The sequence below is a fragment of the Micromonospora sp. NPDC005194 genome (genome assembly GCF_040608335.1).
Lineage (GTDB): Bacteria > Actinomycetota > Actinomycetes > Mycobacteriales > Micromonosporaceae > Micromonospora.
This window is the reverse complement of record NZ_JBEXIA010000061.1, coordinates 1-21,062: the sequence shown is the minus strand read 5'-3', so window position 1 is coordinate 21,062 and position 21,062 is coordinate 1. Positions and strand designations below refer to the sequence as shown.

18 protein-coding genes and 1 pseudogene are annotated in these 21,062 nt (G+C 71.9%); 11 read left to right on the top strand and 8 right to left on the bottom strand.

All coding sequences use genetic code 11. The features are described 5' to 3' along the window. Window positions 1–111: 111 nt before the first annotated feature. The gene (locus ABZU53_RS30535; RefSeq protein WP_355069032.1) at window positions 112–1,347 is read right to left on the bottom strand and encodes a PHB depolymerase family esterase; all 1,236 of its coding nucleotides are present in this window, start codon (window positions 1,345–1,347) and stop codon (window positions 112–114) included. A gap of 212 nt (window positions 1,348–1,559) precedes the next feature. On the opposite strand from ABZU53_RS30535, the gene ABZU53_RS30530 reads away from it, so the two are divergent. From ABZU53_RS30530 to ABZU53_RS30500, 7 genes are all read left to right on the top strand, one after another. Next, window positions 1,560–3,392: a DUF2079 domain-containing protein gene (locus tag ABZU53_RS30530; protein WP_355069030.1), complete on the top strand. Its 1,833-nt coding sequence runs from the start codon at window positions 1,560–1,562 to the stop codon at window positions 3,390–3,392. Between the two features lie 55 nt (window positions 3,393–3,447). Further along, window positions 3,448–4,689, top strand: a complete 1,242-nt coding sequence (locus ABZU53_RS30525; protein ID WP_355069029.1) for a hypothetical protein — start codon at window positions 3,448–3,450, stop codon at window positions 4,687–4,689. 76 nt (window positions 4,690–4,765) lie between these two features. Further along, window positions 4,766–5,407 (top strand): lipoyl(octanoyl) transferase LipB, encoded by a 642-nt coding sequence (gene lipB, locus ABZU53_RS30520; protein ID WP_355069028.1) that lies wholly within the window; start codon window positions 4,766–4,768, stop codon window positions 5,405–5,407. A gap of 155 nt (window positions 5,408–5,562) precedes the next feature. Continuing rightward, entirely contained in the window at window positions 5,563–5,907 is a 345-nt protein-coding gene (locus ABZU53_RS30515; protein ID WP_355069027.1) for a YciI family protein, read from the top strand. A 2-nt stretch (window positions 5,908–5,909) separates the two neighbouring features. After that, on the top strand, window positions 5,910–7,139 hold the full coding sequence (locus ABZU53_RS30510; protein WP_355069035.1) for a sigma-70 family RNA polymerase sigma factor: 1,230 nt from the start codon (window positions 5,910–5,912) through the stop codon (window positions 7,137–7,139). Between the two features lie 151 nt (window positions 7,140–7,290). Next, window positions 7,291–8,286, top strand: coding sequence for a lipoyl synthase (lipA, locus tag ABZU53_RS30505; protein ID WP_354861387.1), 996 nt, complete (start codon window positions 7,291–7,293; stop codon window positions 8,284–8,286). Window positions 8,287–8,339: 53 nt separating this feature from the next. Continuing rightward, on the top strand, window positions 8,340–9,986 hold the full coding sequence (locus ABZU53_RS30500) for a hypothetical protein (RefSeq protein ID WP_355069026.1): 1,647 nt from the start codon (window positions 8,340–8,342) through the stop codon (window positions 9,984–9,986). A gap of 16 nt (window positions 9,987–10,002) precedes the next feature. Here the strand turns inward: ABZU53_RS30500 and ABZU53_RS30495 are convergent, their stop codons facing one another. Both ABZU53_RS30495 and ABZU53_RS30490 read right to left on the bottom strand, forming a co-directional pair. After that, complete coding sequence (locus tag ABZU53_RS30495; protein ID WP_355069025.1) at window positions 10,003–12,894, bottom strand: AAA family ATPase; 2,892 nt, start codon at window positions 12,892–12,894, stop codon at window positions 10,003–10,005. Window positions 12,895–13,082: 188 nt separating this feature from the next. Beyond that, on the bottom strand, window positions 13,083–13,253 hold the full coding sequence (locus ABZU53_RS30490; protein ID WP_354861382.1) for a hypothetical protein: 171 nt from the start codon (window positions 13,251–13,253) through the stop codon (window positions 13,083–13,085). Between the two features lie 206 nt (window positions 13,254–13,459). Between ABZU53_RS30490 and ABZU53_RS30485 the strand changes: the two genes are divergently transcribed. Beyond that, window positions 13,460–14,146, top strand: coding sequence for a DUF4191 domain-containing protein (locus ABZU53_RS30485; RefSeq protein ID WP_354861380.1), 687 nt, complete (start codon window positions 13,460–13,462; stop codon window positions 14,144–14,146). Window positions 14,147–14,389: 243 nt separating this feature from the next. Here the strand turns inward: ABZU53_RS30485 and ABZU53_RS30480 are convergent, their stop codons facing one another. Then, the gene (locus ABZU53_RS30480; RefSeq protein WP_355069034.1) at window positions 14,390–14,728 is read right to left on the bottom strand and encodes an RDD family protein; all 339 of its coding nucleotides are present in this window, start codon (window positions 14,726–14,728) and stop codon (window positions 14,390–14,392) included. A 321-nt stretch (window positions 14,729–15,049) separates the two neighbouring features. On the opposite strand from ABZU53_RS30480, the gene glnA reads away from it, so the two are divergent. Beyond that, window positions 15,050–16,474: a type I glutamate--ammonia ligase gene (glnA, locus tag ABZU53_RS30475; RefSeq protein WP_354861378.1), complete on the top strand. Its 1,425-nt coding sequence runs from the start codon at window positions 15,050–15,052 to the stop codon at window positions 16,472–16,474. An 81-nt stretch (window positions 16,475–16,555) separates the two neighbouring features. Here the strand turns inward: glnA and ABZU53_RS30470 are convergent, their stop codons facing one another. From ABZU53_RS30470 to ABZU53_RS30455, 4 genes and pseudogenes are all read right to left on the bottom strand, one after another. Next, entirely contained in the window at window positions 16,556–17,269 is a 714-nt protein-coding gene (locus ABZU53_RS30470) for a site-specific integrase (protein WP_355069024.1), read from the bottom strand. 18 nt (window positions 17,270–17,287) lie between these two features. Then, entirely contained in the window at window positions 17,288–17,512 is a 225-nt protein-coding gene (locus ABZU53_RS30465; RefSeq protein WP_354861376.1) for a hypothetical protein, read from the bottom strand. 619 nt (window positions 17,513–18,131) lie between these two features. Then, a complete protein-coding gene (locus tag ABZU53_RS30460; protein WP_355069037.1) occupies window positions 18,132–18,533 on the bottom strand; it encodes a hypothetical protein in 402 nt (133 codons plus the stop codon). Window positions 18,534–18,838: 305 nt separating this feature from the next. Continuing rightward, a pseudogene (locus tag ABZU53_RS30455) lies at window positions 18,839–19,375 on the bottom strand (leucine zipper domain-containing protein); the annotation flags it as partial. A gap of 335 nt (window positions 19,376–19,710) precedes the next feature. On the opposite strand from ABZU53_RS30455, the gene ABZU53_RS30450 reads away from it, so the two are divergent. Together ABZU53_RS30450 and ABZU53_RS30445 are read left to right on the top strand one after the other, a co-directional pair. Beyond that, window positions 19,711–20,046 carry a hypothetical protein gene (locus tag ABZU53_RS30450; protein WP_355069023.1) on the top strand — a complete coding sequence of 112 codons (336 nt, stop codon included), beginning with the start codon at window positions 19,711–19,713 and terminating at the stop codon, window positions 20,044–20,046. Between the two features lie 625 nt (window positions 20,047–20,671). Continuing rightward, window positions 20,672–20,878, top strand: a complete 207-nt coding sequence (locus ABZU53_RS30445; RefSeq protein ID WP_355069021.1) for a hypothetical protein — start codon at window positions 20,672–20,674, stop codon at window positions 20,876–20,878. Window positions 20,879–21,062 lie beyond the last annotated feature (184 nt).

Genomic DNA, 21,062 nt, shown 5'->3' with positions numbered 1-21,062 from the left:
AGCTCACGGGGCGCCCCACACCGATTAGACCGTGGTTGATTATGATTTTCTGGCCCGGGGCGGCGGCGTGTCGTGGCAATAACTTCATGATCAACAGGGGGTGGGGGTGGGTCAGCAGCCGATTACCCAGTAGTTGGGGGCGGTCTGCTTGAGGGTGCTCGTGTAGAAGGTGTTGTAGAGGCCCATGCGCTGGTTGGAGCCGTTCGCGTAGGCGTAGCCGCCGGACTGGTAGGCCCGGCCGGCCGTGACGTGCGCGTAGTTGCTCGCCGTCACGCAGGTCGCCGGCGTGGTCGGGGTCGGCGTCGGCGTCGGGCTGGCCGTGGGGGTCGGCGTGGTGGTGGCCGTGGGGGTCGGGGTGGGGGTGCTGCCGCCGCCGTTCAGGCCGAAGAAGAGCGCGTCGCGGTACGTCGAGCAGATGGTGTCCAGGAAGTACGCGCCAGCGGTGCCGCACTGGTCCGCGGCGGAGCCCGGGTCGACCGGGGTGCCGTGGCCCATGCCGGAGACCCGGTAGAGGCGTACCTCGTCGTTGCCGTACACCTCCAGGCTGGTGTTGCCGGGCAGCGACGACGTGCTGGTCGGCGTCTGCGAGATCCCCCGCACGTTGGTCCACTGGTCGCGGGACTCGGTGCCGTTGAGCGGGGTGACCGTGGTGTCCGACGTGCCGTGCCAGATGGCCACCCGGGGGCGCGGGCCGGTGTAGCCGGAGTAGGCGCCACGGACCAGGTCGCCCCAGGCGGCCGGGGTCTTGTCCGTGCCCGGGTTCATGCAGCTGAACGCGTTGACCATGCTCGTGGCGCAGCGGTACGGGATGCCGGCGATGATCGATCCGGCGGCGAACACGTCCGGGTAGGTGGCCAGCATGACGGCGCTCATCGCCCCGCCCGCCGAGAGGCCGCTGACGTAGACGCGGGAACCGTCGACCGCGAAGTTCGCCTTGGCGTGGTCGACCATCTGCTTGATCGACAGCGCCTCGCCCTGACCCCGGGTCGTGTCGCCGCTCTCGAAGAAGTTGAAGCAGGAGTTGGCGTTGTTGCCGGACGGCTGCTGGGCGACGATCAGCGTGAACTTCCACTGGTCGGCGTACTTCTGCCAGCCGGAGCCGGCGAAGTAGCCGGAGGCGTTCTGGGTGCACCCGTGCAGCAGCACCACGGCCGGGGAGTTGGCCGGCAGGTTGTCCGGCCGGTAGGCGTACATGGCGAGGTTGCCCGGGTTGGAGCCGAAGCCGGTGACCTGGGTGAGGGTGGCGGCCTGGGCGGGCGTGGCGAGGGTGATCGCGCCCGCTGCGGCGAGGACGAGCCCGGCGACCGCACCGAGCAGCCGGTTGAGGGTGGACGAGGAGCGGCGCACGGCGGCCTCCTGAGAGGGGCAGACTGTGAACTGGGTCACGGTCGAGTTGCCGAGACGTTACGACGATGTGTCGGCGCTATGACATGGGGCACACTCACACATTCACGGCAACCGTTGTGTACGACGAACCATGGCCACCGCGAGGGCAGCGGAGCCGACAACAACCGGCGGTCTGACCGGCTCGTCCAGGTCCGGTTGGTAACGTCCGCTGCGTGCCGTCCTCCCCGTCGCTGGCCACCGGGCCCGCACCCGCGTCGCCGCCGCGCGCCCTCCGGGACCGCCGGGCCGACCTGATCGTCGTGCTGGTGGCGCTCGCGCTCGCCGTCTGGGTGACCAGCGGCCTGTGGCGGGACCCGAACGTGCGCGCGATCACCGTCAACTCCAGCGACCAGGCGCTGTTCGAGTGGCTGCTGGCCTTCGGCGGGCATGCGGTCACCCACGGGGAGAACCCCTTCTTCACGTACCTGATCAACGTCCCGGACGGCGTGAACCTCGCGGTCAACACCTCGATCACGGTGTACGCGGTGGTCTTCGCCCCGCTCACGTACCTCATCGGGCCACCGGCGACGTTCCTGGTGATCCTCACGCTGAACCTGCTCGCCACCGCGCTGGCCTGGTACTGGCTGCTCTCGCGCCACGTGGTGCGCAGCCGCCTCGCCGCCGGGGTCGGCGGCCTGTTCATCGCCTACTCCCCCGGCATGGTCTCGCACGCCAACGCCCACCTGAACTGGACCGCCGGCTGGCTGGTGCCGCTGCTGATCTGGCGATTGTTCGCGCTGCGCCGCCCCGGGCACTGGCTGCGCGACGGGGTGATCCTCGGCGTCGTGGTCGCGGTGGCCTTCTCGATCGCCGCCGAGGGCCTGTTCTTCGCCGCCCTCGCGCTCGGCGTGTTCGTCGCCGTCTGGGCGCTGCACCCGGCCCACCGCGCCGAGGCCCGAGCCGCCCTGCCCACCTTCGTCCGCGGGCTCGGCGTGACCGCGGTGGTCGCCGGGGTGCTGTTGTCGTACCCGCTGTGGCTGCACTTCGCCGGGCCGCAGCGGTTCCACGGCACCGGCTTCGACCCGGTGATCCACTCCGAGGACATCGCCGCCTTCGCCGCCTTCCCGCGCCGCTCACTGGCCGGGGAGGTCGGGCTGGGCACCTCGCTGGCGCCGAACCCCACCGAGGAGAACTCGTTCTTCGGGATCCCGCTGCTCGTGCTCACCGTGGTCTGCTTCGTCGCGCTCTGGCGACGCGCCGACCCCGGCCGCCGGGCCGTCCTCTGGGCGCTGGGCGTCGTCGCGGTGATCTTCACGGTGCTGTCCTTCGGGCCGGTGGCGAAGGTCGACGGACGCCGTACCGACCTGCCGATGCCGTTCGACGTGCTCGGGCAGCTGCCGGTGGTGAACGCCGCGCTGCCCGCCCGGCTGGCCCTGGTGGTGGCACCGGTGATCGGGGTTCTGCTGGCGTACACCCTCGACCAGCTGCGGGCCGCGCCGCCCCGGCACCGTTCGACGGAGCTGGCCTGGGCGCTGGGGTTCGCGGTGGCCCTGCTGCCGCTGCTGCCCACCCCGCTGTTGACCCGGGAGCGGGAGCCCATCCCGCACTTCATCACGTCCGGCGCCTGGCGGCAGTACGTCTCCGACGGCAACACCTTGACTCCGGTGCCGCTGGCCGTCGACGTCTACCCGGACGGCCAGCGCTGGCAGGCGTACGCGCTGTCGCACCGGCAGGGCGAGTTCGCGATCCCCGGCGGCTTCTTCCTCGGCCCCGGCGGTCCGGACGGGCGGGGCCGGATCGGGCCGGTGCCGCGCACGCTGAGCGCGCTCATGGACGAGGCCGGCCGCACCGGGCTGATGCCGATCATCACCGACGGCACGAAACGGGAGGTCAGCTCCGACCTGCGGCACTGGCGGATCGAGACGGTGGTCCTCGCCGACGAGGTGCACGGCGCGAAGTTCGGAGTCGACGAGGCGGCGGTCCGGCGTACCGCCACCGCCCTGTTCGGCGAGCCGCAACGGGTCGACGACGTCTGGATCTGGCGCATCCCACGGGCCGACCAATAGGAACGGCACGACGGACGGGGCTTCGTCATCGGTCTTCGTGGCTTCTAATGGGGCGATGAGAACGACGGGCAGACGACTGCGGCGCGGGGTCACGGTCGGTGTCGCGCTCGCGCTGGTGGCGCTCAGCGTGCCAGCAGCCACAGCCACCGGCAGCACAGCCACCGGCAGCACGGTGCCATCGAAGGTGCACCAGCCGTGGCTGTGGCAGGCCACCGTCGAGCAGCGCCCGGCCGGGCCGGCCGCGTTGGTCTTCTTCACCAGCCGCACCCGATTCCTGGAGTCGACCGGCGTGCTGGTCGGCCGGGACGGCGGTTACCGGCTGATCCCCCTACACGTCGGCGAGGACCACGGGCTGCTCTCCCCGGACGGGCGGCACTACCTGCGGCCGTCCGGCGAGTTGTTGGACCTCACCACTGGGCAGCAGCACCGCCCGATCCACACCGGGATGCAACCGCTGGCCTGGTCGCCGGACGGGCATCGGGTCCTGAGCACCCGCAGCAACGACGACGCGGTGATCAGCTACGGGCCGGACAACCAGCAGCTCAACGACCCGGAGAAGCCCGACGACCTCCTCGTCCTCGACCCGTACCGCGGCACCGAGCGGGTGGTCGCGGCCGGCACCTTCGCCGCGCACACCGCGGCGGCCTGGTCACCGGGCGGCGATCTGGTGGCGGTGGCCGGCCCGGCCGACGTGCCCGCGTCGATCGCCGAACGACAACGGCTGGTGGTCGTCGACCCGACCAACGGCAGCGTTCGCTGGCAGGTCGAGCTGGGCGATCGGCGGATGCTGGCCGGTCCGGCCGCCTGGCACCCGGACGGCCGGCGGATCGCGCTGCTCGCCTTCGACGGCTGCGCCGGCCTCCGCTGCACCTCCGAACAGGTGGCGGCACGTACCTGGCGGATCGAGTTCCTGGACGCCGCCACCGGCCACGCCGTCGGCCAACCGCTGCCGGTCGCCGCGTCGACCACGGAGATCGTCGGCTGGCGCGGGGTCGACCCGGTGGTGAAGCAGTCAGTCGTGGCGGACGGCGACGACCGGCGGGCCGTTCTCGCCGCGGTGTCGCCCGGCGGCGGCCGGGACGTGCTGGTCACCGCACCGCCCGGGTCGACCGATCTGGCGGTGCCGGGCGAACTGCTGGCTCGGGCCGCGTTCGGCGGCCCGGAGCCCCGGCCGTCGCCGTTCGCCGCCCCGCTCTGGCTCTACCTCGCGCTGGCCGTGCCGACGCTGGCCGCCATCGCCCTCCTCGTCCGCCGCCTGCGCCGTGAACGCCCGGCCGACCCCGTGCCGAGCACCTGAGCCGGGGGCACCGCTGGGCGGCCGGTGAGGCGGCTCACCAGGGATGATCGCCGAGAACGGGACTAGGCTGGACGCCGTGACGACGACGACCTCCGGCCTGACGGCCGTCCGCGCCGGCCTGCTCGACTACCAGGCCGCCTGGGACGAGCAGCGGCGCCTGCACGAGTCGGTGGTGGCGGGCGAGCGCGGCGACACCGTGCTGCTGCTGGAGCACCCGAGCGTCTACACCGCGGGCAAGCGCACCGAGCCCTGGGACCGCCCCATGGACGGCACCCCGGTCGTCGACGTGGACCGGGGCGGCAAGATCACCTGGCACGGCCCGGGGCAGCTCGTCGGTTACCCGATCCTGCGGCTGCCCGACCCGGTGGACGTGGTCGCCTACGTCCGCCGCACCGAGGAGCTGCTCATCGACGTGTGCGCCGAGTTCGGCCTGGCCGCCGGCCGGGTCGAGGGGCGCAGCGGAGTCTGGGTGCCCGAGGACGACCGGGGGCCGGCCCGCAAGGTGGCCGCCATCGGCATCCGGGTGGCCCGGGGCGTCACCCTGCACGGCTTCTCGGTCAACTGCGACTGCGACCTGACGTACTTCGACCGGATCGTCCCCTGCGGCATCCGCGACGCCGGCGTCACCTCGCTCACCGCCGAACTGGGCCGCCCGATCAGCGTCGCCGACGTGCTCCCGGTGGTCGAACGCCGACTCGCCACCCTCGTCGAGGTCTGAACTTCCGGCCGGCGGGCCGACCGTCGACCAGAAATTCCGCACCGGGTGTCCCGTGGAGGGTCCGGCCGATCGTCCCTATGGTGGGGTCGGCGACCAGCGCCGACTCGACACCTGAGGCCGGCGTCCACCGCCCGGCCCGGACGCGAGGAGCGGACATGCCCACCTACATCGCGCTGACCTACACCGCGGACGTCGACTGGAGCAGCCCCGAGCAGGCCGCCGAGATGGCCGAGTACCGGGAGTTCGGCGAGGCCGCACGCGCGGTGATCCGCGGCGGCAGCGCGCTCTACCCGACGGCCACCGCGACCACCGTACGGGTCCCCGGCGGCAAGGGCGGCGACGTGCTCACCACCGATGGCCCGTACGCCGAGACCAAGGAAGCCCTGACCGGCTTCTACCTGCTCGAATGCGCGGACCTGGACGAGGCCGTGGCGACGGTCGCGAAGATGCCCGCGGCCTGGAACGGCGCGGTCGAGGTACGCCCCGTCATCCCGCTGTGACCCTGACCGGCGACGCGGCGACAGCCGGCGACGCGGCCGCGCGAGTGATCCGGGCCGAGCGTTCCCGGATCCTCGCCACGCTGATCCGCGTCACCGGCAGCGTCGACCTCGCCGAGGACGCCACGCAGGACGCGATCGTCCGCGCCCTGCGGGTGTGGGAGCGGGACGGCGTACCGGACAACCCACGCGGCTGGCTGTTGGTCGTGGCACGGCGGCGGGCGGTCGACGTGATCCGCCGGGAGGCCCGCCGCGCCGGGAAGGAGGCCGAGGCCGTGGCGCTGCTCGATCCCGCACCGGACTCGCCCGAGGCCGTCCGGGACGACCTGCTCCGGCTGATCTTCACCTGCTGCCATCCGGCGCTGTCCCTGGACGCGCAGGTGGCCCTGGCGCTGCGCACCCTCGGCGGGCTGGCCACCGCCGAGGTGGCCCGCGCCCTGGTGGTGCCCGAGGCAACCATGGCCAAGCGGCTCACCCGGGCAAAACAGAAGATCACCCGGGCGGGCATCCCCTACCGTGTCCCGACGGCCGAGGAACTGCCGGGCCGGCTTGCCGGCGTCGCCGCCACCGTCTACCTGATCTTCAACGAGGGTTACACGGCCGGTGCCGGCGACGACCTGATCCGGGTCGGGCTGGCGGACGAGGGTCTCCGGTTGGCGCGGCTGCTAGTCGAGCTGATGCCGGACGAGCCGACCGTGCTCGGCCTGCTGGCCCTGCTCCTGTTACAGGACTCCCGGCGGCTGGCCCGGGTCGACGACGACGGCCGGCCGCTGCTCCTGGCCGAGCAGGACCGCGCGCACTGGGACCGGGCCGCGATCACCACCGGCGTCGCGCTGGTCGGTCAGGCGCTGCGCCGCACCCCGGACAATCCCGACCGGTACGTCGTCCAGGCCGCCATCGCCGCCTGCCACGCCCTCGCCCCGTCCTACGACCAGACGCCCTGGGACGCGGTGATCTCCTGGTACGACGTGCTGCTCACCGTGCACGACACACCTGTGGTACGGCTGAACCGGGCGGCCGCCGTCGGCGAGCGGGACGGCCCCGCCGCCGGGCTGGCTCTGGTGGAAGCGATCGTCGGGCTGGACGGCTACCCGTGGTTCCACGCCACCCGCGGCGAGTTGCTGCACCGCCTCGGCCGGGCCGACGAGGCCGCCACGGCGTACCGGGCGGCGCTCGCACTGGACCTCAACGGCCCGCAGTCGGCCCGGCTACGCGACCGGCTCGCCAAGTGTTGACAGGTCCGTGGCGCACGGGCCGGCAGCACCCAGACCCTGCGCGTGTGACGCCAATTTTCGGCTTGCCGGTGTCAGGCGTCACAACGTTCGGGGCGTGACGCCGGTCGCCTGACGCACATAGACGCCCGCCATCCGGCGTAGGCTCGTTTTCGTGACGATCGAGCACTCCGCGCCGACGACCGGCCAGGCAGCGCGTACCGCAACGGCCGCCCCCGAGGGGCGTCGCCTGCTGCGGATCGAGGCGCGCAACGCCGAGACGCCGATCGAGCGCAAACCGCCATGGATCAAGGTCAAGGCCAAGATGGGGCCGGAGTACACCCAGCTGCGCGGGCTCGTCTCGCGCGAGGGGCTGCACACCGTCTGCCAGGAGGCCGGCTGCCCCAACATCTACGAGTGTTGGGAAGACCGGGAGGCCACCTTCCTCATCGGCGGCGACCAGTGCACGCGGCGCTGCGACTTCTGCCAGATCGACACCGGCAAGCCGGCCGAGTTCGACGCCGACGAGCCGCGCCGGGTCGCCGAGTCGGTCGTCTCGATGGGCCTGCGGTACGCCACCATCACCGGCGTCGCCCGCGACGACCTGCCCGACGGCGGCGCCTGGCTGTACGCCGAGACCGTCCGGCAGATCCACGCCCTGCAGCCCGGCTGCGGCGTCGAGCTGCTCATCCCCGACTTCAACGCCGTGCCCGAGCAGCTGGCCGAGGTCTTCGGCTCCCGGCCCGAGGTGCTGGCCCACAACGTGGAGACCGTGCCGCGCATCTTCAAGCGCATCCGGCCGGCGTTCCGCTACGACCGCTCGCTGGACGTGATCCGGCAGGCCCGCGCCGACGGCCTGGTCACCAAGAGCAACCTCATCCTGGGCATGGGCGAGGAGCGGGCCGAGATCTCCCAGGCGCTGCGCGACCTGCACGAGGCGGGCTGCGAGCTGATCACCATCACGCAGTACCTGCGCCCCTCCCCCCGGCACCACCCGGTGACCCGCTGGGTCAAGCCGGAGGAGTTCGTGGAGCTGCGCGAGGAGGCCGAGGAGATCGGCTTCGCCGGGGTGATGAGCGGGCCGCTGGTGCGCTCGTCGTACCGGGCCGGCCGGCTCTACAAGCAGGCGCTCGACGCCCGCGCCGCCACCCCGGTCGCCACCGCCGGCTGACCCGCCGACAGCGCCGCACGGGCCGTGCGGCGTCCGGGTGTCATGATCGTGCGATGACCGCCGGGGTACGCGAACAGCCGCGCGACGCGGGTCGACCACGTCCGCGGCCCGGTTCGCGCCTCGGCCTGGTCGGCTGGCTCACCGCCCTGACAGTGCTCGCCGGGGTCGGCTACCGGCTCTGGTTGCTGGGCCACGCCACTCCCCCGACGAACAGCGACGAGGCCGCCATGGGGCTGGCCGCGCTGCACATCGCCCGGGGCGAGGGTTTCCCGGTCTGGTTCTACGGTCAGCAGTACATGGGCACGCTGGAGGCATACCTGGCCGCGCCGGTTTTCGCCCTGGCCGGCCCGTCCCTGTTCGGCCTGCGGCTGCCCACCCTGCTGCTGTACGCGCTGTTCCTGCTGCTGACCTGGCGGCTGACGCTGCGGCTGACCGGGGACCGCTGGTTCGCCCTGCTGGCGGTGGCGCTGCTGGCGCTCGGCGCCGACCGGGTGGTCAAGAACCAGTTGATCGCCGGCGGCGGCTACCCCGAGATGAACGCGGCCGGGGTGGCGCTCGCCCTGCTCGCCGTCGACCTGGCCGCCGGCCGGCCCGGGTGGCGACTCGTCCGCTGGGCGGTCTGGGGGTTCCTGGCCGGGCTGCTGCTCTGGGTCGACCCGCTGGTGCTGCCGTACGTCGTGGCGACCGGGGCGGTGCTTGTCGGGTTCCGCCACCGGGAGCTGCGCGGGCGGGCCGGAGCGCTGCTCGGGGCGGCGGCCGTGCTGGGGGCTGCCCCGCTGCTGGGGCACAGCCTGCTGACCGGCCGCAACCCGCTGCACGCGGTGCTCGCCGCCGGCGGGGCGGACGCCACCGCGAGCTGGGCGGACCGGCTGCACGGCGGGCTGCTGCTCGGGCCGCCGCTCGGCATGGGGTTCTGCGGCCCCGGATCCTGCGCCAGCTGGCAACTGTGGTGGGCGTACGCGCTGCCGGTGCTGCTGGTCGTCGCCGCCGGCACGGCCTGGCGGACGCTGCACCGCCCACCCGGCTCGGGCGGTGGGGACGGCTCACCTGGTACGGACGGCTCACCCGGCGCGGACGGTTCGGCGCCCCGGGTCGCGGCGGCCATGCGGCTGGCTCTCGTGCTGGCCGCGGTGGCCACCCTCGGCGCGTACACCCTGAGCAGTTCCTCCGGCCTCACTCCGGCGGAGAGTGCGCGCTACCTGTCCACCCTGCTCATATCCGTGCCGGCGCTGCTCTGGCCGGTCTGGACGCTGGCCCGGCCTGGCCCCGGGTGGACGGCGGCCCGGCCGGCGGCGCTGGTCGTCCTCGTTGCCACGCTGCTCACCGCCGCCTACGCCACCGGTCAGGCGGCGCTGACGGCCCCGGCGACCCGGGCCGCCGAGGCCCGGCACGCCGAGCTGGTGGCCACGCTGCGCCACCTTGGCGTACGACACGTCCGCGCCGGCTACTGGACCTGCAACCGCCTCACCTTCGCGAGCGCCGAGGACGTCGTCTGCGCGGTCGTCGACGACACCCTGCGCCCCGGCTTCGACCGCTACCCCGCGTACCGCCGGGAGGTGGAGCGCGCGGCGGCGCCGGCCTGGGTCGCGCCGACCGGCTCGCCGCTGGCGGCCCGGCTCGACGAGCGGCTCGGCACCGACCCGGGCGACCTCGACCTGGTCACCCTCGACGGCTGGCGGATCTACCTGCCGCGCGGCTGAGGAGACCGCGGCGCCCTCAGCGGGGCTCGGCGGGCTCGGCGAGCAGGCCGAGACGGCGGGCCAGCGCGGCGGCCTCCCCGCGGTTGGTCACGTCGAGCTTGGCGATGATCCGGGAGACGTGCACGCTTGCCGTCTTCGGGGAGATGAACAACCGCTCGGCGATCCGGCTGTTGCTGTGCCCCTCGGCGACCAGCCGCAGCACCTCCCGTTCCCGGGACGTCAGCAGATCGGCCCCGGCCCCGCCGTTGCCCGTCCCCCGCAGGCCGACCCGCCGCGCCAGGGTGGCGGCCGTCTCGGCCAGCGGCGTCGCGCCCAGCCGCCGGGCGATCTGGGCCGCCTCGGTGACCGCCGCCGACACCTCGTCGCGCTCGCCCGCGGCGGCGGCGGCCTCGGCCAGCGCCAGCAACGCCCGGCCGAGCGGGTACGGCTGCCCGTCGGTGCGCCACGCCTGCACCGCCGCCCGCCACGCCGGCAACGCCTCGTCGTCGGCCGCCAGCAGGGCGCTGACCTGGGCAGCGTGCGCCCGCGCGGCCGGGTGTCGCGCCGGCAGGTCGGCCGCGAGCGCGCCGACGGCGGCGGCCAGCTCCCCGTCACCCACCCGGGCGGCGGTACGCGCGGCGGCGCTCAGCACCGGCCAACCCTCGCGGGGCAGCTGCGGCAGGCTGTCGTCGGCCACCGCGACCCGGGCCGCGCGGACCGCCTCGACCTTGTCGTCGGCGGCCAGCGCCGCCTCGATGCCCAGCTCGTGCAGGGGCAGTCGGTGGTTCGGCCACAGGTAGGGGCGGCCGAGGAAGGCCAACGCCCGGTCGACCATCTCGTCGGCCCCCGGGTGCGCCCGCGCCAGCCGCAGACCGGCCCCCAACTGCAACCAGTGCAGCCCGGTGACGCCGGACAGGTCGATCCGGGCGGCCTCCGCGCAGACCGTCTCGGCCTCGTCCCACCGACCCAGCGCGATGAGCGCCTCGGCCCGGTTGGACAGCAGGTACGCCCCGGTCGAGCGGCTGATCCCCACCCGCCGCGCCTCGGCCAGGCCGGCCTCGGCCGCCTGCGCGGACTCGGCGTAGCGGCCCAGCTCGCAGAGCACGTCCGACTGGAACACCTTGACCAGCACGAGAGCCGCCGTGTCCCCGGCCGCCTGGGCCACGGCCTCGGCGCTGCCCAGCTCGGCCAACCGGTTGTCCAGCTGCTGGTGGCAGAGCAGGGCGATCCGGGTCGGCAGCAGGGCCAGCTCCTCGCCGAGCGCCTCGGCGTCCGTGCTCGCCTCGGCGGCGACCCGGGCCGCCTGCTCAGGATCGATCTTGACCAGGTGGGCGGCGACGTCGGCGAGCAGCCGGACGCGCTCCACCCCGAAGGGCCCGCTGGCCGCCAGGCGGTACGCCTCATCCAACTCCCGCCTGCCGTCGCTCTTGCCGAGCAGGGCCATCAGCCGGCCCCGCTGGTCCAGCAGGCGGGCGGCGCGCAGCGGTGCGGCGTCGGCGTCCACCTCGGCCAGGCCGGCGCGGGTCAACGTGATGGCCCGACTGAAGTCGCCGGCCGTGACCGCGGCGTCCAGGGTCTGCTCCAGCAACGCCAGGTGGTCCATGCCGAGCAGGTCGGCCGCGTCGGGCACCAGCTCCCACAGCTCCAACGCCCGCTCCAACAGTCGACGCTGCTCGGCGTAGGCGTACCGGTCGGCGGCGGCGCAGGCCGCGACCCGCGCGGCGACCAGGGCACGGGGATGGTCGTGCGCCGCGTACCAGTGGTGGGCGATCTCGGCCGGAGCGCGGCCGGCGACGACCAGGTGCGGCTGGGCCTCGATCGCGGCGGCGAACCGCGCGTGCAGCCGGGCGTGCTCACCGGGCAGCAACTCGTCGTGCACAGCCTCACGCACCAGGGCGTGCCGGAACTCGTAGTCGCCGTCCGGGTCGGCCACCACCAGTTGGGCCGCGACGGCGGCGCGCAACGCGTCCTCCAGCTCGGCCTCGGGCAGGCCGGCGACCTCGGCGAGCAGACCGTGGGCGAAGCGGGTGCCGCCGGCAGCGGCGATCCGCAGCACCCGCTGAGCCGGCTCGGGCAACCGGTCCACCCGGGCCAGCAGCAGGTCGCGCAGCGTCTCGGGCAGCGCCGCGCAGCCGAGCGGGGAGCCGGCGACGGCCAGCTCCTCGATGAAGAAGGGGTTGCCCTGCGTACGGTCGTGGATGTCGTCGACGGCACGGGGCGACGGCTCGCCGCCGAGCAGGTCGGCGAGGATCGCGCCGGTGCCGTCGCGGTCCAGCCGACCCAGCTCGACCCGCTCGACACCCCGTGCCCGGTCCAGCTCGGCGAGGAACGGGCGCAGCGGATGGCCACGCTGCAACTCGTCCGTGCGGTAGGTGCAGACCAGCAGCAGGCGGCCCGGCCGCGCGGCCCGGACCAGGAAGCCGATCAGGTCCCGGGTGGAACGGTCCGCCCAGTGCAGGTCCTCGATGATCAGCAGCAGTGGCCGGGCGTCGGCGAGCCGCTGGAACAGCTCGGCGACCAGGTCGAACAGGTATCCACGGGGGGCGTCGGTCAGTGGTCGCGCGCTCGGCGCGGTCGACCCCGCCGGCACCCGGCCCAACTCCGGCAGCAGGCGGGCGAACTCCGCCTCGTAGCCGGCGAAGACCTCCGCGCCGTCGGCGCGCAACACCGCGCGCAGCGCCGCGGCGAACGGGGCGAACGGCAGGCCCGCCTCACCCAACTCCAGGCACTGACCGACCAGCACCCGGGCACCCGCGGCGGTGGCCCCGGCCGCGAACTCCTCCAGCAGCCGGGTCTTGCCCACGCCCGCCTCGCCACCGACCAGCACGGTGGCCGGATCGCCCTTCCCGGCCCGGCCCAGCGCGTCCCGCAGCGTCGCGATCTCACGCTGGCGGCCGACGAGGACGGAACTGGCGGCACGTACGGTCACGGGACCGAGCATGCCATGACCGGACGGAACACCGGCCCCGCCGATCGGCCGGCGCCGCGGCGACAGGGCGGCTGCCCCGGACCCGGGCCCGCCGGCCGACGGCCCGGACCCGGGCGCCGGTCCGTCGTGCCGGTCGGCCGGTGGGACGGGCCCGGGCCCGCTGGGCGTGGTGGGTACGGCGGTCGTGGTCACCGGCGGTCGTCACCCGCGCGGCGGGCCGGCTGGCGGCGGCCCAGCCAGGTACGACCCGAGCGGCGCGGCACCGACCGCGCCAGTCGTTGCGCCGCAGCCTCGGCCCGCAGCTCAGCGGCGTGGGTACGGTGCACAGAGAGCAGGAAATCTACGTCGTTGCCGAACATGTCGGGCTCCTTCGTCGCGTCGTCGTCCTCTGCTGACGACTCTTCGCGCGAAGGCCCCGGCCCGGCATGGGCACACCGCCTCATCTTGCCCGGCCGTACCCTCCTTACCCGCCCGGTCGCAGCGCCTGAGGCGACGTAAGGTACTCAGCCGGCCGGCACCCGGACGCGGATCAACGCGGCCGGCGGGGACCACTAGACTCAGCGGCATGGCAAAGCCCCAGGAGAAGGTCTCGTTCGGCCAGCGGCTGAAGCAGATCGGGATGGTGTTCCAGTTCACCGCCAAGCAGGACCGGTGGTTCGCGCCGCTGGTCGCCGCAGCGGTGCTCATCCCGCTCGCGCTCACCGTGGTCGCGGTGATCCTCTGGAGCTGGATCTGGCTGCCGCTGGGCATCCTGTTCGCCCTGCTCGCGGTGTTGATCGTGCTGAACCTGCGGTCCAACAAGGCGATGATGAACGCCGCCGAGGGGCAGCCCGGCGCGGCGGCGCAGATCATGGACAACATGCGCGGCGACTGGCGGGTCACCCCTGCCGTCAGCTCGACCACCCAGATGGACATGGTCCACCTGGTGATCGGCCGGCCGGGCGTGATCCTGCTGGCCGAGGGCAACCCGCAACGGGTGCGCGGCCTGCTCGGGCAGGAGAAGCGACGGCTCGCCAAGGTCATCGGCTCCGCCCCGCTGCACGACTACGTGATCGGTCAGCAGGAGGGCGAGCTGCCGATCCGCAAGCTGCGCACGACGCTGCTGCGGCTGCCCCGCGCGCTCAGCGGCAAGGACGTCAACGCCCTGGACAAGCGACTCAAGGCGCTCACCGCCCGTCCGCAGATGCCCAAGGGCGCGATCCCGAAGAACATGCGGCCGCCAGGCGCCTCCCGCCAGTCGCGGGGTCGCTGACCCCAGGTGTACGCGAAGGAGCCGGACCCGCACGGGTCCGGCTCCTTCGCGTACCCCCTCATGACCCGGCTCCCGGCTCCCGGCTCCCGGCTCCCGGCTCCGGGCTCCCGGCTCCCGGCTCCCGGCCATGATCGTGCTCGATCCTGGCTGTAGTGGCCTCGTGCGCGGCGGATGCCACTGCATCCAGGATCGAGTGCGATCTTGCGGGTCGTGCGAGGGCGGACCGGCCCTGCGGGGGTCGGCTCAGCCGCGCGGGGCGTCGACGATGACCGAGTCGACGAGGCGGTCGTGCACGCCCCGACGGTGCTCGTCCATGATCAGCGCGGGGACGACGAGCGCCAGCAGCACGCCCCGGGCCAGCGCGCGGAGCACGCCGATCCGGCCTCCGTCGTGCCAGTTCACGCAGCGGACCTTGGTGATGTACATGCCCGGCGTCTGGGCGAAGAGGCCGAGGAAGATGCCGTACTCCAGGATCAGCACCAGCACCGGAGCCCAGCCGTCGCGTACCGGATCGGCGAAGATGTTGGCCACCAGCAGGCAGAGCACCCAGTCGATGATCAACGCTCCGAAGCGTCGACCCAGGCTCGGCGGGGTGAAGGTGGGATCGGTGGCCGGCGCTGCCGGGACGTGCGGATTGGTCACAGCGATCAAGGGTATCCGCGTCCGAATCGGGGCCTCGGATCGCCGTCACCACTGCGTGCCGATTCGGGCCAATGGCATCAAGTGTCATTACACTGGCACAGCCGGTACGGCGTTCGCGCAGGCTGAGTGCGTGGACAGGAGCGTCGCTGACGCTCCGCGAGGGACGTAACACGGCAGAAACACTCAAGACATGGCCGGGCAACCCCCCGGCCATAGCGTCGCCAGGAGCCTAGCCACCCCGTGGACGTGCCAGGAGGATGTGTGTTCGCCAATCCCGAGGAACTGCTGCGATACCTCAAGAACGAGGACGTGAAGTTCGTCGACGTTCGTTTCTGTGACCTGCCCGGCGTGATGCAGCACTTCAACCTGCCGGTCGAGTCCGTCAACGACGACCTCTTCACCGACGGCCTCGCGTTCGACGGTTCGTCGATCCGCGGTTTCCAGGCGATCCACGAGTCGGACATGCTCCTGCTCCCGGACGTCGCCACCGCGTTCATCGACCCGTTCCGGGCGCAGAAGACCCTCGCGCTCAACTTCTTCATCCACGACCCGTTCACCCGCGAGGCCTACACCCGCGACCCGCGCAACGTCGCGAAGAAGGCCGAGGCGTACCTCGCCGCGAGCGGCATCGCCGACACCGCCTACTTCGGCGCCGAGGCGGAGTTCTACATCTTCGACTCGATCCGCCACGAAACCTCGGCGCACCAGTCGTTCTACTACATCGACTCGGTCGAGGGCGCGTGGAACACCGGCCGGGAGGAGGAGGGCGGCAACCGCGGTTACAAGACCGCGTACAAGGGCGGCTACTTCCCGGTGCCCCCGGTCGACCACTACGCCGACCTGCGCGACTCGATCGTGCGTCGGCTCGTCGACACCGGCTTCACCGTGGAGCGCTCGCACCACGAGGTGGGCACCGCCGGTCAGTCCGAGATCAACTACCGGTTCTCCACCCTGCTGCACGCCGCCGACCAGCTCCAGCTCTTCAAGTACATCGTGAAGAACGAGGCCTGGGCCAACGGCAAGACCGCGACCTTCATGCCCAAGCCGCTGTTCGGCGACAACGGCTCCGGCATGCACACCCACCAGAGCCTCTGGCTCAACGGTGAGCCGCTGTTCTACGACGAGACCGGCTACGCCGGCCTGTCCGACACCGCCCGCTGGTACATCGGCGGCCTGCTGCACCACGCGCCGTCGCTGCTGGCCTTCACCAACCCGACGGTCAACTCGTACCGCCGCCTGGTGCCCGGCTACGAGGCTCCGGTCAACCTGGTCTACTCGCAGCGCAACCGCTCCGCCTGCACCCGCATCCCGGTGACCGGCAGCAACGCGAAGGCCAAGCGCGTCGAGTTCCGCGTTCCGGACCCGTCGGCCAACGTCTACCTGGCCTTCTCGGCCATGATGATGGCCGGCCTGGACGGCATCAAGAGCAAGATCGAGCCGCCGACGCCGATCGACAAGGACCTCTACGACCTCCCGCCGGAGGAGTGGGGCGACGTCAAGCAGGTCCCGGGCTCGCTGCCGGCCGTGCTCGACTCGCTCGAGGCCGACCACGACTACCTGCTCGACGGCGGCGTCTTCACGCCCGACCTGATCTCCACCTGGGTCGACTGGAAGCGCGCCAACGAGGTCGACCCGGTGCGTCTGCGCCCGACCCCGCACGAATTCGCCATGTACTACGACTGCTGAGCCTGATCAAGGCTCTGACCTGCACCAACAGGATCACTACTGATCTTGGGTACAGGTTGGGTACAACCTCACGGACGGCGGTCATGCCCGGCTCACAGCCGGCGTGGCCGCCGTTTCGTGTTGGCCGCCGAGCGCACCGTCGATGAGCAACCGGGTCCGGTCGAGCGCGTCCGGCCACTCGTGCACGTAGGTGTTGAGCGTGATGGTCGGCGTGCTGTGCCCCAACGCGAGCTGCACCGTCTTCACCGACGCGCCCGCGTGGATCAGAACCGTCGCGTAGTAGTGCCGTAGTCCGTGAATCCCCCACCGCGCCGGCAGCCCGACCGCTCCCCGTGCGGTGGCCCACGTCCGCGAGAAGGTCGCCGCATTGACGGGCTCACCGCCGACACCCTTGAACAGCAGGCGTGCGGCCCGGCGGACCGGCCGGCGACGGTCCGTGTCGTCGTCGACCTCGACCGCGTCGCACCCGTCGGCCAGGTGCTGACGCAACGCCACCGCCACGACGTCAGGCAGCTCGACCGTGCGGGCGCTGGTGCTGGTCTTGACCGGTCCGAGGAACGGCTGACGGCCCTTGAGTACCTTGAGTTGGCGTCGGACGTGCACCTCCCGCACGTCGAAGTCGATGTCGTCCACCTCCAAGCCGAGGATTTCACCCAGGCGCAGCCCGCAACCGGCCGCGAGAAAGTAGCGCTCCGTAGCGGGGGGATGTCCGGCAGGCGTGGTCGTAGGTGGCGCCGCAATGACCCCTAGTCCCCAGCCGCGACCGGGCTCAGCACCGTTGCTGGCCCACAGCACGACTGCACCCTGTTGTTGTCAGGCCTTGCTGTGAGCGAAGGGGTTCCGCCCCGTGGCTGTCAGGTAGAGCGGGAAGAACACAACCCACAGGATCAGACAGCCCAGGAACCACGCCTCCGGGGTCTCCAGTCGGAAAGACCCAAGCGAGACAGCGACCGGGTTCCCGCGCCTCAGTCGCTCCTTGGCGTCCGCGTAAACCCATACGTCGATGGCCAGCACTGCGAGCAGAACGAGGATCGACACCAGTGCGGCAGCGGGTAAACCTGTCATTTGGCCGTGCTTCCGATCGGCTGGTCACGGGATGGCGTCGTCATCATATGTGTGCCGAGCCTGCGGCCATCCCGCCCGCCGCCGACCACACGCGGTGGAGTGGACCGACCTGCGCCAGGCCAGGTGGAGCGGACCTCCTCGTCGGGCAGTCGTAGACCGTCCAGCATCCCCGGACGGGGACAAGGTGGAGCGCCCTACCGGACGAACGACCTTGGCCCCGTCCGGGGATGCTGGTAGCCCTTGTGGTGACCGTCGAGGTGATCCGCGTGGCGGCATCTCTGAGGAGGGCCGGGGTTCGGGGCGGAGCCCCGAGGTCTTCAAGGCTCTGGCAATCCTGAAGCGTCGCCGGCCGGCGCGGCCCGCTTGCGGACCGCCTTGATCTCGAAGAGCGCGGTTCAGCACCGCGTGCCCCTCGCCTCGCTGTCGATCCCCCCGTCCCGACCGCGTGGTCCTGCCTGGATTCTTTGTCGGGTCTCAGGACGTGCGTGACAGACCAGTCTCGGGACGTGGGTGACACGTCCGGCTAGACGATCTCTTACGGCTCAGGCTACAAGTCCTGGCGAATGCCTTGGGAGGGGCTAGATTCCTACTGTTATGGAGCCGCTTGGTCAGGTGGTGCGCCGGTCGGCGTGGGGTGGATGCCGAACTTTTCGATCATGAACCGCCAGAACAGGGCGACTCCCTCCTGCGCTGGTCTTTGGATCCGGTCGTTTCGGCCGGTGTGAGTGATGTGCTCGATGGTGATCCAGCCGTTGGTCGAGCGGACCCTGACGACGTCGACGGGTGGTGGTGTGACGGGTTTCGGCGTGACGATGAGGTCGAACATTGAGGTCGTGCCGGCCAGCAGGGCTTCGGCTTCGAACGCGATGACGCTGTCGACGATGTCCAGCACTGGTTCGTAGGTGGCACTGTCGTTGAGGACGCCGTGTAGGCGTGCCGCGATCGTGGGCCATGGCTGTTCGCGGAACTCAGCAGACGACCCCAGGGTGCGCATCCTTTCAGCGTGTCAGACGACGGTAGGTTGTGGCTTCGTGGCTGGAGCCGTCGGTCGCGGAGGTTCGGGTTTGCGGACCTTGAACCGGGCGACCGGTTTGACGGTGGTGCGGGCGACCTCGGTGACGAGCTGGTCGCCGTCGTGGACGCGGAAGGTGGTGTCGGCGGCTTCGACGGTGAGGGTGCGGCCGGCGTGGGTGATGCCGACGTGGATGCGTTGGCCGGCGATGACCAGGGATCCTCGGCAGCTGACGCGGCGTTCGACCTGGAGCGGCTGGGACGCGGGCTGCGGTGGTGGTCCGGCGGGGCCGTGGCCCGGCGGACGACGGCGGCGATGACGCAGAACCGGGAGTGGTCGTCGACGCCGGTGACGACCTTCGCCTCACCACCGTCGGCCAGCTGGATGCCGCCGACGATGTCCATTTGCCAGAGCTCCATCGGCCGGCCGCGTTCCCATCGCCGTTAGTCCTCCCGCCGACGCCGGCGAGGCGTCGGATCGACCAGGCCGTGCCGGATCAGCACCCGATGCACGGTGATCCGCGAAGGGATCGGCCCGGGGCAGTCACGACGGCCAAGCTCAAAGAGCAGGCGACGGGCACCCCATCGCGGGTGGTTCCGGCGCAGCTCACAGATGAGCGCCTCCACCTCAGGAGCAGTCTGGCCAGGCGAGGAACGTGGCCGGCTGGACCGGTCCGCAAGCCCTTCCAGGCCCTCGTCCTGATACCAGGCCAGCCAACGATGCACCGCTTGGCGGGAGACCCCGAATCGTTCTGCGACGTCCGTGACCGTGGATCCGGCCAGCACGTCTTGGACGGCTCGATACCGCTGTTCCATCACGCTCATCTCCACCAACACTCGGCGGAGTGTCACCCAGGTCCTGATACCGATGTGTCACGCAGGTCCCGAGACCGGACACCTGCCTGGATTCTTGCCCGTGAGAACTTTCCATACGTCTTCAAGGCGGCCCTGCGGGCCGCTCGCCCGCCACCTTCGCCGGCCGTCCGCGCCTCGCCGCTTCGCTCCCGGCGCGGCCCGGCGGTGGCCACCGCGAGACCAGTGGACACGCCGAGGCCCCGACCATCCTCATTGGAGGTGACCGGGGCTGAACGCGGAACCAACGATCCACGACGGGGACACTCATACCCTGGGGCATCGCGTGCTACGGCTACCCTGGCGCCGTGACGACCATGGATGTGGCTCAGGCAGTAATGATTGCGCTGGTCGTTGGCGGCAGTGTCGCTGTGATCGTGCTCGCCGGTGTTGTTCTAGTGCGCAGCCGACGCGCCGAGACTGCCAGGTTATTCGGTCGGGTGGTGCATCGTCCTCGGCTCTGGGCGTCGGCTGTCGTCTGCTGCGGTCTTGCCGGACTCCTCTTCGAGGCGCAGGCGTTGATGCCCCGAAGCTGGCAGGAATCGGCCCACAACCTCCTTGGTGTGCTGATGCTGGCCTACTTTGTCCTGTTCTTTGCCCACCTTCTGAGCCAGTGGAGCGCCCAGCGTCGCCAGCACCGATAGGCCGCAAGCCAGGCCGTGACGCACGCTGGCGGACTTCCGGCTCTTCCGCGTTGCCGCCAAGCAACACGCCTCGGGAACCTGCCTCCGGCGGGCAGGGCCTCCGGCCCTACGACCCGGGGATGGCCTCCGGCGGCCGGGGCTACTCGCCCCGGACCCTCGGCGACTCTGGGATGCCCCGGCCGCGACCGGGTACCCGTCGCACACCGGAGGCCACCAGACCGCGCCGACCTGGTCCAGGTCGTTCGTCCGGTGGGGCGCTCCACCTGGACCAGGTCGGCGCGGCCCGGCAGGGCGGAGCCTGCGCGACGGGATGCCGCACCGATCCCCCTCGGAACCACTCGCACACACCACCACCCCAAGATCGTTAGGTACACGAGGGGTACAGATGCCGCCCGGAAACACTGGATAACGATGGAAGTTGATATACGACGTACGACCTGCTCAGCGGCTTGATCGAGACCACTCCCCCAGGTCAGCCGCCAAGCGCGGTTAGTTCGCCATGTACTACGACTGCTGAACTGCCTACGACTGCTGAGCAGTCCCCGCACCACCGGCCGGGCCGGCTCCGCAATCGCGGAGCCGGCCCGGCCCGTTTCGTGACCGCCACCGGGGCGGCTGGGCCCTGTTGATCCTGCTCACCCCGGTGGGCCTGCTGGCCCTGGAACCGCTGGCCGGGGCCGCGGACGGCATGCCGGCCGCGTTCCCCCCGAACTGGACGACGCTCGCCGCGACGGCGGCAGTGGTCGGCCTGGTCGGTCCCGCCCTGCTGCCGGTGGCACTTGCCGTACGCACCCGGCTGGCCCGGCCCGCCGCGCCGAGCGCCCACCGCTGACCGCGCCGCGCCGCGCCGCGCCGCGCCAAGATCGTGCTCGATCCTGGGTGTAGTGGTCTCGATCGCGCCAGAAGCCACTACATCCACGTCAACGCCGTTGCGTTTAGCGCCGTGAGCGGGAGGCAAGTCCTTTCTCGAAGAGTGTGATTTCGGCGTGGAAGCTGTAGGTCTGTGTGGTTGTTGG